Source organism: Nocardioides sp. Soil777, from assembly GCF_001428425.1.
Lineage (GTDB): Bacteria > Actinomycetota > Actinomycetes > Propionibacteriales > Nocardioidaceae > Nocardioides > Nocardioides terrigena.
On the sequence record NZ_LMSN01000019.1, the window covers coordinates 266,865 to 279,876 of the forward strand.

The following is a 13,012-nucleotide window of genomic DNA, read 5'->3' on the forward strand; positions in this document are numbered from 1 at the left end:
GGTCATGTCGACCTCGCCGGCCATCATCACCAGTGACCCCACGGGGCTCCACCGGGTCCTCGACGATCGGACCGTGCTCCCGCAGGCGGCGGAGCGCCTCGACACGCGTCGGGAGCTCTGGCCCGACGAGGTGCGGATCCGCGTCCAGCGGCTCAACCTCGACGCCGCGTCGTTCCGCCAGCTCGAGCGCACCCACGACGACGGCGACGGCGTACGCCGCGCGGTCCTCGACATCGTCGCGACCCGCGGCAAGATGCAGAACCCCGAGACCGGCTCCGGCGGCATGCTGGTCGGCACCGTCGAGGAGGTCGGCCCCGCGTCGCCCCTCGGCCTCGCGGTGGGCGACCGGGTCGCCACCCTGGTGAGCCTGACCCTTACCCCGCTGGTGATCGAGGACGGGCTCGCCGGCTGGACCGGCACCACCGAGCAGGTCCCGTGCGACGGCTACGCCATCCTCTTCGGCCGCTCCATCGCGGCCGTCCTGCCCGACGACCTCACCCCCGAGCTCAGCCTGAGCGTCATGGACGTCTGCGGCGCCCCGGCGCTCACCCGCCGTGTGGTCGAGGAGTGGACGCGACTGCGTCCCGGCGGCGAGGGCGGACCGACCGTCGCGGTGGTCGGGGGAGCGGGCAAGTCCGGCTCGCTCAGCCTCGCGGCCGCCCGTGACGCCGGCGCCACGCGCACCATCGGCGTCGTCCCCCACGAGGCCGAGGCCGACCTGCTCCGCGGTGCCGGGCTCGCCGACGCCGTCGCCGTCGCCGACGCACGCGGCCCGATCGCCCTGCGCGACGCCGTCACCGCCGCCGGGGGACCGGCCGACGTCACCGTCGTCTGCGTGGACGTCCCCGGCTGCGAGGGGGGCGCGATCCTCGCGACCGCCGACGGCGGCACCGTCGTCTTCTTCTCCATGGCCACCTCCTTCAGCGCGGCCGCCCTCGGGGCCGAGGGACTGGCCGCCGACGTCCGGATGATCGTCGGCAACGGCTACGTCCCCGGCCACGCGGCGTACGCCCTGGACCTCCTGCGAGCCCACGAGGGCGTGCGCGGACTCTTCGAGCGGAGGCTCTGATGGGCAAGCTCACCCTCGACGCCGCAGACGTACGCCGCGCGCGCACCCTCGCGCGCCAGGTCGGGCGCCCGATCGTCAAGACCGCCCAGCAGCACACGACCGTCAGCGTGGAGCGCGCGACCCTGCGCCTCGCCGGGCTCAGTGGCGCCGACGCCGAGGGCACCCCCTGGGTCAACCGGCTCTCCGACGTGGTCCGCGCCGACGTCGGCCTCGAGCACGGCGTCTCCGCCCCGGTGTGGGACGCCCTGCTCCGCGGCGAGGCCGAGGACCTCGTGACCCTCGCCCAGAAGGCCAGCGCCGGGTCGGTGACGTTCCGCCTCCCGGAGGGCCGCGACCTGACGCGGGCTCGCAGCGCGTCCCGCAAGGCGGTCGGCAAGGGCATCAAGCAGATCGACCGTCGCCGCGTCGAGCGGGAGCGGATGATCGCCAAGGTGGGCGACGCCCCCCGCAAGCCGTGGATCTACCTCATCGTCGCGACCGGCGATATCTACGAGGACATCCCCCAGGCGCAGGCGGCCGCCCGCGAGGGTGCCGACGTGATCGCCGTCATCCGCAGCACCGGCCAGTCGCTGCTCGACTTCGTGCCCGAGGGCGCGACCCGCGAGGGCTTCGCCGGCACCTACGCCACCCAGGAGAACTTCCGCCTGATGCGGGCCGCGCTCGACGAGACCAGCCGCGAGCTGGGCCGCTACGTGCGCCTGACCAACTACGCGTCCGGCCTGTGCATGCCCGAGATCGCCGCCCTCGCCGGTCTCGAGCGGCTCGACATGATGCTCAACGACTCGATGTACGGGATCCTCTTCCGCGACATCAACCCGATCCGCACCTTCGTCGACCAGCGCTTCAGCCGCCAGGTCCACGCCCGCGCGGGGATCATCATCAACACCGGCGAGGACAACTACCTCACCACAGCCGACGCGGTCGAGGCCGCGCACACGGTGACGACCAGCCAGCTCCTCAACGAATACTTCGCCAAGGAGGCCGGCCTCGAGGACTGGCAGCTCGGCCTGGGCCACGCCTTCGAGATCGACCCGGCCGTGCCGGACTCGTTCCGCCTCGAGCTGGCCCACGCGCTGCTGGCCCGCCAGCTCTTCCCCAAGGCGCCGCTCAAGTGGATGCCGCCGACCCGGCACATGACCGGCGACGTCTTCCGCGGCTACCTCCTCGACGGCTTCTTCAACCTCGTCGGCGCGCTCACCGACCAGGGCATCCTGCTCGTCGGGATGATGACCGAGGCGGTGGTCACGCCGTGGATCTCCGACCGTGACCTGGCGCTGCAGAACGTCCGCTACGTCATGGACTCCGCCGGCAAGCTGCACGAGGACTTCCACCCGGCGCCCGGCGGCTTCATCAACCTGCGCGCCCGCGAGGTGCTGGGGGAGTCCATCGGGCTGCTCGAGGACATCAAGGCCCACGACAACGGCCTCCTCGACGCCATCGCCGACGGCACCTTCGGCCTGATGAAGCGTCCCGCCGACAAGGGCCGGGGCCTCGAGGGCGTCGCCCGCAAGGCCGCCGACTACTACAACCCCGCGACCGAGATCCTGGAGGGCGACCCCTCATGACCTGCACCCCAAGACGTTCTTCGCCTCCTCCGCTGCGCTCCTCCGTCGAACAACGCCCAGGGGACCCCGCATGAGCATCGTCCGCCCCTACGGCGACACCACCGGCGACGGCATGGTGCAGCTGTCCTTCACCCTGCCGATCAAGCACTCCAAGGTCGCCGAGGGCGCGGCCGCCCAGCTGGCCAACAAGATGGGCATGGACCCGGCCCTGGTCGTGCACGCCAAGCCGATGGGCGACGGCTTCACGTTCTTCGTCGTCTACGGCCGGGTCAACCACCTCGTCGACACCGACCAGGTCGAGGTGGTCGAGCGCGACTACCCGCTGCTGACGCCCAAGGAGGCCAACGCGGCGATCAAGCGCTCGCTGCGCCGCCGGATGGTCGTGGTGGGCGGGTGCATCGGCACCGACGCCCACACGGTCGGCATCGACGCGATCCTCAACATCAAGGGGTTCGCGGGGGAGAAGGGGCTGGAGTACTACCGCGAGGTCAAGGTGGTCAACCTCGGCGCCCAGGTGAGCGTCCCGCAGCTCGTCGACGCCGCGATCACCGAGAAGGCCGACGCGGTCCTGGTCTCCCAGGTCGTCACCCAGCGCGACGCCCACCTGCTCAACACCCGCGAGATGTCGGCCGCCTTCCGCGAGTCCTACCCGGCCGCCAAGCGACCACTCCTGGTCGTCGGCGGTCCGCGCTTCGACGAGACGATGGCCGACGAGCTCGGCGTCGACCGCGTCTTCAGCCGAGGTACGACGCCCGGCGAGGTCGCCTCCTACCTCGTCCACCGCCTCACCACCCGGAAGGCCTCATGACCACCCCCCAGACCCGTGTCGGCACCGTCGTCACCCACCGGCGCTACGTCCCCTACAGCCACGCGCACTACGCCGGCAACCTCGTCGACGGCGCCTACTCGCTGGGTCTCTTCGGCGACGTGGCGACCGAGATGTGCATCCTGCTGGACGGCGACGAGGGCCTGTTCGCGTCGTACTCCGACGTCCAGTTCGTCGCTCCCGTCCGGGCCGGGGACGTCCTCGAGATCACGGCGACGCTGGTCCGCGAGGGCACCCGCAGCCGGGTGATGGACTTCGCGGTCCACGTCGTCGCCCGGGGCGCCGCGACCGCCGAGGCGCCGGGTGCTGCGACCCCACTGGACCCCCCGGAGTTGGCCACCACGGCGACCGGCACGGTCGTCGTACCGCCCCGTCAAGGCTGACCTGCGGCGTGTCACGACGCGACACGCCGCGAGGCCGTGAAATTTGTTGCCCGATTGTCGGTGTCCGTCCCCGCGTTGACCTGCGATTTCTCGCGAACGTGCAGGTCAGGGCCGTGTTGACACCTCCGCCCCGGCGAGACAGGGTTCCACGGTCCGCCTGTGCAGATCGTGGCGAGCGGACCGACGTCCGGGTGGCCGGTTGGCCGGTGTGAAGCCAGCATCTGAGCCAACTTGTCCACGGAGGTCGGTCTCGCACCACGAGGGCGGATACGGGGGGCCTGCTGGCTCCGTAGACAACTTCCCACGGCCGGCAGCCGGTCGGTCGTGGGTTGGTCCGAAGGGTCAGCGCGCCCCCCGTCCCCCTGCAAGCACCCCGCGCGTGGTCGCGCCGGATAGCGTGGAGCCGTGATGCTCCGCTGCCTCGCCGCCCTCCTGGGCGGCGTCGTGCTCTCCCTCGCCTTCGAGCCCGTCGGTGTCGCCGCGCTGATGCCGGTGGCGCTGGCCGTGCTCGTGCTCTCGGTCCGCGGGCTGACGGTCGGGCGAGGGGCGCTGGTGGGCTGGCTGTTCGGCCTGGGCTTCATGGCCACCCTGCTGTGGTGGATGCGCGCGGTCGGCACCGACGCGTGGCTGGCGCTGACGTTCTTCCAGGCCCTCTACCTCGCGCCCCTGGGCATGGTGCTGGCGCTGGTGACGCGGCTGCGCGCCTGGCCGGTGTGGGCCGCCTTCGCGTGGGTGGCCGTCGAGACCTGGCGGGGCGCCTGGCCCTTCGGCGGGCTGCCGTGGGGTCGGCTGACCTATGCCACCGCCGACACGCTCTGGCAGCCGGTCGTGCCGTGGCTCGGCATGACGGGCACCAGCCTGCTTATCGCGCTCACCGGCACCACCCTGGCCTGGCTGGTCACCAGCCGCCTGCGACGCCCGGTGGCCGCGCTGGTGGCCGTCGGCGGCCTCGCCACCGTGACCCTGCTCCCGCTGGCCGGCTCGTACGACGCCGTCCCCGGCGTGAGCAGCCGGGGTGAGGACCTCACGGTGGCGGCCGTCCAGGGCGACGTGCCCGGCGACGGGACCGACGTGCCGGCCGTGCACCGCGAGATCACCGCCAACCACGTGGCCCTCACCGAGCAGCTCGCAGCCGACGTCGAGGCGGGCGCGGTCCCACGCCCCGACCTCGTGGTCTGGCCGGAGAACTCCACCGCCGTCGACCCCTTCACGGACGCCGAGGTCAACGCCGGCATCGTCGCGGCCTCGGACGCGATCGGCGTGCCCATCCTGGTGGGCGGCATGGCGGACTCGCCCCGCGAGGGCGAGGTGCTCAACCAGGGGATCGTGTGGCGACCCGGCCTCGGCGGGGGAGACCGCTACACCAAGCGCCACCCGGTGCCCTACGGCGAGTACATCCCCTTCCGCGGCTCGATCCTGCCCGACACCTACGGCCAGCTCGCTCTCATCCCGCGCGACATGGCCCGCGGCACCAGCCTGGAGCCGCTGCGGGTCGGTGACGCGCTGGTGGCCGACGCCATCTGCTTCGACGTCGCCTACGACGACGTCATCCACGGTCAGCTGGCCAACGGGGGAGAGCTGGTCACCGTGCAGACCAGCAACGCCATGTTCATCAACACCGCCCAGATCGACCAGCAGTTCGAGATCAGCCGGCTCCGTGCCGTCGAGACGGGCCGTTACGTCGTCGTCGCCGCGATCAACGGGGTCTCCGGGATCGTCGCCCCCGACGGCACCGTCGTCCAGAGCGCCGCACCCCGCACCCAGGACGTCCTCGTCGCCGAGGTCCCGCTCGCCCACGGGCTGACCCCCGGAGTCTGGATGGGGCCGTGGCCCGGACGCGTCAGCGTGGCGATCACCGTTCTTGCCCTGGTGTTCATCCTGGTTCCGTATCGTCGTCCCTCACAGCACGACAGCGACACGACGACCGGGAGGTCACGGACCATGACGCGGGTCTCCGCATGAGCACCCCGAGGAACACGCCCGGACTGGGCCGCGTCGTGATGGTCGTCCCGACCTACAACGAGGTCGACAACCTCGAGTGGATCGTCAGCCGGATGCGCGCCGCGCAGCCCACGGTCGACCTCCTGGTGGTCGACGACGGGTCACCCGACGGCACCGGCGAGGTGGCCGACCGGCTCGCGGCGGCGGACCCCGCCGTGACGGTGCTGCACCGCAGCGAGAAGGCCGGCCTGGGCGCCGCCTACCTGCACGGCTTCCGGGTGGCCCTCGACGAGGGCTACGACGTCATCGGAGAGATGGACGCCGACGGGTCCCACCAGCCCGAGCAGCTCCACCGGCTGCTGGACGCGCTCCACGACGCCGACCTGGTGATCGGGTCGCGCTACGTCCCGGGCGGCTCGGTGGTCAACTGGCCGCTGTCGCGCCAGGCGATGTCCCGCGGCGGCAACCTCTACGTCCGCGTCCTCCTCGGGATCCACGTCCGGGACGCGACGGCGGGCTTCCGGCTCTTCCGGCGCGAGGCGCTCGACAAGATCGACCTGGCCGGCGTGCAGAGCACCGGCTACGTCTTCCAGACCGACCTCGCCTACCGCGCCGTGCGCGCCGGGCTGCGGGTCGTCGAGGTGCCCATCGAGTTCGTCGAGCGGGTCCGCGGCGACTCCAAGATGAGCGGGCCGGTGGCCTCGGAGTCGTTGCGCCGCATCACCCGCTGGGGCCTGCGCGAGCGTCGTACTCAGCTCGCGCACGCGCGGCAGGGACGGAGCACCCGATGAGGCGCGTGCGGATCCCCGGCTGGCTGCTCCTGGTGGCCTTCGTGGTCGTGCCGCTGGTCGAGATCTTCGTGCTCATCCAGGTCGGCCAGGTGATCGGCCCGTGGTGGACGATCCTGCTCCTCATCGGCGCCAGCGTCCTGGGCACCTGGCTGATCAGGCGGGAGGGTTCGCGTTCCTGGGCCGCCCTCCAGGAGGCGCTGCAGACGGGTCGGATGCCCGCCCGCGAGCTCGCCGATGCCGGCCTCATCCTCATCGGCGGCACCCTGATGCTGACGCCGGGCTTCGTCAGCGACATCGTCGGGGTCCTGCTGATCCTGCCCCTCACCCGGCCGATCGCGCGCGGCGTGCTGACCAAGGTGGTCGCCGGCCGGCTGCTGGGCCCCCTGGGTGGCGGGCTGGCGGGACCGGGAGGGGGCCCCGGAAATGCACGACGCCCCGGACCGGGCCCCGAGGGGCCCGTGGTCCAGGGCGAAGTGGTCGACGACTGAGTCGTCGGCTGCCGGTCAGGCGGCCTGGTCGGACAGTGCCGATCAGGCAGTCGCCTTGCGCTTCTTGGCATTGGCGCGGTGCAGGTGCGCCGGGCCGATCTCGCCGCCGCGGAGCAGCTCGAGACGCTCCTTGAGGATGTCCTCGAGCTCCTTCTCCGAGCGTCGCTCCAGGAGCATGTCCCAGTGCGTGCGAGCCGGCTTCTCAGCCTTCTCCTCGGGCTTGATGCCCGCCGTGCTGAGTGCCTTCGCCCCACAGCGCGGGCACTCCCAGATGGCCGGGATGTCGGCCTCGACCGACATCGTGACCTCGAACTCGTGACCCTGCTCGCAGCGGTAACCGACCTGCTGTCGGGCCGCGAACTCGATCCCGCGCTCGTCTTCGAAACTCTGGCCGCCGAGCCGTGCGCCACGTAGCGTGCGCTCCGCCATTGAGCCACCTCCAGATGATGTGTGCTGACCCCGAGTGAGTCGGGAGTGGGACGATCGGAGTGTGCATCCGTGACGCCATTTCGGGAGCGTCGCTCGTCCCCTGTTCCTTCCAAGGTAGCGGGGAACGCCAAGGTTCAACCAATCACGCGGTCGTGGGACCACCCGATCGGGTGCCGTGCACGGGGGAGGGTCAGACGACGGCGGGCAGGGCGTTGCCGGCGTCGCGGATGCCACGCTCGGTGTCGACGCGGGTGAGGAGGTAGCCGCCGATGAGGAAGAACACGATGAGCGCGAAGACCGCCGGCCGGTAGGAGCCGGTGAACTGGAACGTGAGGCCGAACACCAGGGTCCCGAACCACGACGTGCCGCGGTCCATCGCGTGGTAGAAGCTGAAGTACTCGGCCTCCTTGCCCCGCGGGATGAGCAGCGAGAAGTACGACCGCGCCAGCGCCTGGGTGCCGCCCAGCACGATGCCCACCGCGACCCCGAACACCATGAAGAGGGCCACGTTGCCGGCCGGCAGGAACAGGGCCGCGGTGACGATGACCATCCAGATGACCAGGCCCATGAGGATCGTCTTCTTGGCGCCCTGGCGCTGGGCGAGGCGACCGAAGAGAAGCGCCCCGAAGAACGCGACGAACTGCACCAGCAGGATGGTGCCGATGAGCACCGACTGTCCGTGGCCGAGCTCCTCGGAGCCGTACGTCGAGGAGCTGGCGATGACGGTCTGGATGCCGTCGTTGAAGAAGAGGTAGGCCAGCAGGAAGGTCAGCGCCATCGGGTAGTTGCGCATGTCACGCAGCGTCGCGACGAGCTGGCCGAAGCTGCGGGCGACGACGTTGCCCTCGGCCGGCTCCACGTTGGTCGGGGGGTGGTTGCTGAGCCGCACGAACGGGATGATCGTGAAGCCCGCCCACCAGATCGCGGCGGAGAGCATGCAGATGCGCGCCGCCTCCCCGGTGGTCAGCCCGAAGGGCAGGAGAGTGACGACCGCGAGGTTGACGGCGAGCAGCAGGCCGCCCCCCAGGTAGCCGAAGGCCCACCCGCGCGAGGACACCCGGTCGCGGTTGGCCTCGTCGGAGATGAGCGGCAGGATCGAGTCGTTGACGACCATCGACGCCGCCAGGCACAGGTTGGCGCCGATGACGGCGACCGCGCCGATCTGCCAGTTCTCCCCGCGGGCGAACCACAGCAGCGAGGCGAACGCCGCACCGGTCCACGCGAAGCCGGCCAGCCACTGCTTCTTCTTCTCGGTGCGGTCCATCATCGCGCCGAGCGGCGGGAGGACCAGGGCGGAGAGGATCGTGGAGAACGTCACGAGGTACGACGGGAGCGAGCCCGGCGCCACCGACAACCCGAGGACACTGATGCGGTCGTCGACCGCGGCCTCCTCGGCGATGGCGATGAGGTAGGGCGCCAGCAGCACCGTCGCGATGGTGGTGACGTAGGCGCTGTTGGCCCAGTCGTACCAGTACCAGGCCTTCTGCTCCCGGGCCTGGTCGAGGGGCCGCAGGTCGGCGACACCGGCCGGCACGTCAGAGTCCTTCACGATGATTCCTCCCACAGGCCACGGCTGCGCAGCACGTCCCTGAGTATGTCGGTGCGGTCGGTCATCAGGCCGTCGACACCACGGTCGACCAGCAGGTGCATCTCGTCGGGGTCGTCGATCGTCCACACGTGGACCTCCACGCCGTTGGCGTGCGCCCGGCGCACCAGGCCGGGGGAGGCCACCACGAGCCGTCCCTGGCGGTGCGGGATCTGCAAGGCCCGCGGGTGGTCGCCGGTGAGCCGCCGGACCAGGCGGGCGCTCGGCACGACGACGTACGCCGCCACCTCGAGGGGGTGCGCCGACGTCGCGACCCGACCGCCGGTCATCCGGCGGAACGCCCGCATCCGGCGGACGGAGAAGGACCCGACCACGACGCGGTCCCACGCCTCGCGCTCGTCGAGGAAGGAGGCCAGCGCCGGCACCGACCCGTCCGACTTGAGGTCGATGTTGAAGGCCGCCGCCGGGAACGCGTCGAACAGCTCGGCCAGGGTGGGCACCCGCTCGCGACCGCCGATCAGGGCCTGCTGCACGTCGGCGTACGACGTCTCGGCGATCGAGCCGACCCGGTCGGTGACCCGGTCGAGGACCGTGTCGTGGAAGGCGAGCAGCACGCCGTCGCTCGTCACGTGGACGTCGGTCTCGAGGTGGCGGTAGCCGAGGGACACCGCGTGGCGGAAGGCCGCCATGGTGTTCTCGAGGCCCTCGACCTCCGGGTGGTAGGCGCCACCGCGGTGGGCGAAGGCAAGCACCGTGGGGCGCCTGCGGGACTCGGGCCGTGTCACGCGAGCAGTATGGGCCCCACCGGGAGTACCGTCTGGGAAATGGAGCCCCTCACCTGCCCGCGTTGCGGGACCGAGATGCGCGAGCGCTCAGTGGGCCTCGCCACCGTCAGCCAGTGCCCCGACGGCCACGGAGTGTTCCTCGACCGTGCCGACCTGGGCACGCTCGTCGAGGCCGAGACCGACTGGCACGCCGGATCGGCCACGCGGACCGCACCCCTGCCCCGGATCACCCCCGACATGACCGCGCCCCCGGCCGCCGCCAAGCGGTCGAGGGCGTGGGTGGAGACACTCTTCGGCTGAGCCGACGAGTCGGGCCGAGCGTCACATCGGCGCCAGGACCTCGCTCATCGGCTGCACCTCGATGCCTCGCGCCGCGAGGTGGTCGAGAAGACCGCTGAACTTCTCGGTCGTCCAGTCCAGGCCGTCCCCGGTCTCGTCGCCGACACGGTGGAAGGTCAGGACCAGCCAGTCCCGCGCCTCGACGCTCGCGTCCACGATCCGGATGACGTCCTCGAGGCTCTGGTCGGAGTAGACGTTCAGCGACTTCACGGCGTAGGGGTCGATGTCGCCCACCGGCTGCACGTTCTCGTTGATGGTGCGGCCGACCGAGAAGTAGTCGGCGACGACGCGACGCACCTCCGGGTCGACGGCGCCGTTGGGGTAGGCGTAGAGGTGGCTGCCCCGCGACCCGCGCTCGCGCAACCAGCGCGCCGTGGTCTCGACGTTGTCCTCGAGCGCCTCGGTGGCGAGCTCGGTCAGCGGGATGTCGCTGTGGCCGCCGAGGTCCCACCCGAGGTCGTCGAGCGACTCGAGGTCACCCCGGTCGAGGAAGCCCGGCTCGTCCACCAGGGCGGGCACCACGAACGCCGTGCCGCGGAAGTAGCGCTCGCGCATGAGGCGGGCGGCGTCGGCCACCGACTCGTCGCCGTCGTCGAAGGACAGTGTCACGACGCCGGCGCCCGGCGCCGAGCGGTCGAGGCGCGGATGGGTCTGGACCTCGTCGACCAGGACGGTCGGCGAGGTCGGCCCGTCCTCCCCGTCGGTGAAGCCCCACACGGCGAAGGAGACGACCTCGAGACGGCGCCAGTCGGGCTCGCCGACGGTGAGGAAGTCGGCCCGGGACAGCTGCACTCGCTGCCAGGCGTCGTCCACGAGCGCGGTGCGGGCCGTGCGGTCGCGCACGTTGGCGTAGAAGAAGTCGTCATCGGTGGTGTGCAGCCGGAACTGGATGTTGGCGACCTGGCTCCAGTCCGCGGTCCGCACCGAGAACGACCAGGAGAAGGGGGAGCCGTCCCGCACCGGGAGGAGCGCCTTGCGGGCGTTGGCCTGGAGCCCGCCGGGCTCGGCGGTGATCTCGAGGGCGGCCCGGCCGGCCTTGGTCGCACCGACGTGCCGCATCGACCCGGGGCCGTACCAGTCCGAGAAGCCTGCGGCGGTGCCCACGAACCGGGCCCCGGGCCCCGTCTGCACGCCCAGCGCAGGCGGCGGGTCGAGCTCGGGCTCACGGGTGAGTGCGCTGCACGAGGCGGCCACGACGGCCACGACGGCGGCGAGGCCGAGCAGCCGCCTCGTCGGCGTGTTCATGATCCCCCCGGATGCTGGTGCGCCCGACGTCCGTCAGGCGGCCACTGCGACAGTAGTGAGCGCGGTGCTCAAATGTCGCGGAACGTCTCGATGTTGGCACCCAGCTGGTTGAGCCGCTCCGCGAGGTCCTCGTAGCCGCGGTGGATGACGTACGTCGAGCGCAGCACCGAGCTGCCCTTGGCGGCGAGCATGCAGATGAGGATCACGACCGCCGGCCGCAGGGCCGGCGGGCACACGATCTCGGCGCCGGACCAGTGCGTGGGCCCCTCGACGAGCACCCGGTGCGGGTCGAGCAGCTTGACCTGGGCGCCCAGCTTGTTGAGCTCGGTGAAGTAGATCGCGCGGTTCTCGTAGACCCAGTCGTGCAGCAGGGTCTGGCCCTCGGCCACGGCAGCGATGGCCGCGAAGAACGGGAGGTTGTCGATGTTGAGGCCGGGGAACGGCATCGGGTGGATCTTGTCCAGCGGCGCGCGCAGCGAGCTCGGGTGCGTGGTGATGTCGACCAGGCGGGTGCGGCCGTTGGCGGCGACGTACTCCTCGGAGCTGGTGTAGAGGAAGCCCATCTCCTCGAGGATCGCGAGCTCGAGCTCGAGGAACTCGATCGGGGCGCGCGTGATGGTGATCGACGACTTGGTGACGATGGCGGCGGTCAGCAGCGACATCGCCTCGATCGGGTCCTCGGAAGGGGAGTAGTCCACGTCGACGTCGATCCGCTCGCAGCCGGTCACCCGGAGGGTGGTGGTGCCGATGCCCTCGACGGTCACGCCGAGCTTCTGGAGGTAGAAGCACAGGTCCTGGACCATGTAGTTGGACGAGGCGTTGCGGATCACCGTGGTGGCCGGGCGCAGCGCCGCGGCCATCAGGGCGTTCTCGGTGACCGAGTCGCCGCGCTCGGTGAGGACGATCGGGCGCTCCGGCTCGATGGTGCGGTTGACCATCGCGTGGTAGCTGCCGTCGGTGGCCTTGACGTCGAGGCCGAACGGGCGCAGCGCCGACATGTGCGGCTCGACGGTGCGCTCGCCGAGGTTGCAGCCGCCGGCGTAGGGGAGGTCGAACTCGTCGTAGCGGTGCAGGAGCGGGCCGAGGAACATGATGACCGAGCGGGTACGCCGCGCGGCCGCCTCGTCGATGTGGGCCAGGTCGAGCTCGGCCGGGGGGATGATCTCGAGGTCGTTCTGGTCGTTGAGCCAGCGGGTCTGCACGCCGAGGGAGCCGAGCACCTCGAGCAGCCGGTTGACCTCCTCGATGCGCGCGACCTTGCGCAGCGTCGTACGGCCCTTGTTGAGCAGCGAGGCGCAGAGCAGCGCGACACCGGCGTTCTTGGAGGTCTTGACCTCGATCGATCCCGACAGGGTGGTCGGGCCGTTGACCCGCAGGTGCGTCGGCCCGGCGCCGAGGGCGACGATCTCGGAGTCGAGCGCGGCACCGATGCGTGCCAGCATCTCGAGCGAGAGGTTCTGGTGGCCCTTCTCGATGCGGTTGATGGCACTCTGACTGGTGGCCAGCAGCTCGGCGAGCTGGTGCTGGGTGAGGCCCCGGTGCTTGCGGGCGTCCCGGATCAGGTTGCCGATGCGTCCCTTGTAGTCGGTCTCCATGCCGGCCACG

General features: G+C 71.3%; 13 protein-coding genes. 8 read left to right on the plus strand and 5 right to left on the minus strand.

The annotated features are described in order from the left end of the window. Positions 1 to 4 precede the first annotated feature (4 nt). The 7 genes from ASG88_RS19635 (at position 5) to ASG88_RS19665 (ending at position 7,063) form a co-directional block, all read left to right on the plus strand. The gene (locus ASG88_RS19635) at positions 5 to 1,069 is read left to right on the plus strand and encodes a hypothetical protein (RefSeq protein WP_056889126.1); all 1,065 of its coding nucleotides are present in this window, start codon (positions 5 to 7) and stop codon (positions 1,067 to 1,069) included. Beyond that, complete coding sequence (locus tag ASG88_RS19640; RefSeq protein ID WP_056889127.1) at positions 1,069 to 2,634, plus strand: lysine 5,6-aminomutase subunit alpha; 1,566 nt, start codon at positions 1,069 to 1,071, stop codon at positions 2,632 to 2,634. The genes ASG88_RS19635 and ASG88_RS19640 overlap by 1 nt, the downstream gene beginning before the upstream one ends. Positions 2,635 to 2,704: 70 nt before the next feature. Continuing rightward, positions 2,705 to 3,442, plus strand: a complete 738-nt coding sequence (locus ASG88_RS19645; protein ID WP_056889128.1) for an OAM dimerization domain-containing protein — start codon at positions 2,705 to 2,707, stop codon at positions 3,440 to 3,442. After that, the gene (locus ASG88_RS19650; protein ID WP_056889129.1) at positions 3,439 to 3,843 is read left to right on the plus strand and encodes a hotdog domain-containing protein; all 405 of its coding nucleotides are present in this window, start codon (positions 3,439 to 3,441) and stop codon (positions 3,841 to 3,843) included. Before ASG88_RS19645 ends, ASG88_RS19650 begins: the two co-directional genes overlap by 4 nt. 408 nt (positions 3,844 to 4,251) lie before the next feature. Further along, positions 4,252 to 5,805: an apolipoprotein N-acyltransferase gene (gene lnt / locus ASG88_RS19655; protein WP_082600771.1), complete on the plus strand. Its 1,554-nt coding sequence runs from the start codon at positions 4,252 to 4,254 to the stop codon at positions 5,803 to 5,805. Then, on the plus strand, positions 5,802 to 6,575 hold the full coding sequence (locus ASG88_RS19660; RefSeq protein ID WP_056889130.1) for a polyprenol monophosphomannose synthase: 774 nt from the start codon (positions 5,802 to 5,804) through the stop codon (positions 6,573 to 6,575). The genes lnt and ASG88_RS19660 overlap by 4 nt, the downstream gene beginning before the upstream one ends. Then, on the plus strand, positions 6,572 to 7,063 hold the full coding sequence (locus ASG88_RS19665) for an FxsA family protein (RefSeq protein ID WP_056889131.1): 492 nt from the start codon (positions 6,572 to 6,574) through the stop codon (positions 7,061 to 7,063). The genes ASG88_RS19660 and ASG88_RS19665 overlap by 4 nt, the downstream gene beginning before the upstream one ends. Positions 7,064 to 7,105: 42 nt before the next feature. Here the strand turns inward: ASG88_RS19665 and ASG88_RS19670 are convergent, their stop codons facing one another. From ASG88_RS19670 to ASG88_RS19680, 3 genes are all read right to left on the minus strand, one after another. After that, on the minus strand, positions 7,106 to 7,492 hold the full coding sequence (locus ASG88_RS19670) for an RNA polymerase-binding protein RbpA (protein ID WP_056889132.1): 387 nt from the start codon (positions 7,490 to 7,492) through the stop codon (positions 7,106 to 7,108). 190 nt (positions 7,493 to 7,682) lie between these two features. Continuing rightward, entirely contained in the window at positions 7,683 to 9,041 is a 1,359-nt protein-coding gene (locus tag ASG88_RS19675; protein ID WP_235534928.1) for an MFS transporter, read from the minus strand. Then, positions 9,038 to 9,823, minus strand: a complete 786-nt coding sequence (locus tag ASG88_RS19680; RefSeq protein WP_056889133.1) for a glycerophosphodiester phosphodiesterase — start codon at positions 9,821 to 9,823, stop codon at positions 9,038 to 9,040. The genes ASG88_RS19675 and ASG88_RS19680 overlap by 4 nt, the downstream gene beginning before the upstream one ends. Before the next feature lie 39 nt (positions 9,824 to 9,862). Here ASG88_RS19680 and ASG88_RS19685 point away from each other — a divergent pair, with 39 nt between their 5' ends. Further along, positions 9,863 to 10,123 (plus strand): zf-TFIIB domain-containing protein, encoded by a 261-nt coding sequence (locus ASG88_RS19685; protein ID WP_162259879.1) that lies wholly within the window; start codon positions 9,863 to 9,865, stop codon positions 10,121 to 10,123. 21 nt (positions 10,124 to 10,144) lie between these two features. Here the strand turns inward: ASG88_RS19685 and ASG88_RS19690 are convergent, their stop codons facing one another. Both ASG88_RS19690 and ASG88_RS19695 read right to left on the minus strand, forming a co-directional pair. Further along, entirely contained in the window at positions 10,145 to 11,407 is a 1,263-nt protein-coding gene (locus ASG88_RS19690; RefSeq protein ID WP_056889135.1) for a polysaccharide deacetylase family protein, read from the minus strand. A 68-nt stretch (positions 11,408 to 11,475) separates the two neighbouring features. Beyond that, the gene (locus ASG88_RS19695) at positions 11,476 to 13,002 is read right to left on the minus strand and encodes a helix-turn-helix domain-containing protein (RefSeq protein WP_056889136.1); all 1,527 of its coding nucleotides are present in this window, start codon (positions 13,000 to 13,002) and stop codon (positions 11,476 to 11,478) included. Positions 13,003 to 13,012: the final 10 nt, after the last annotated feature.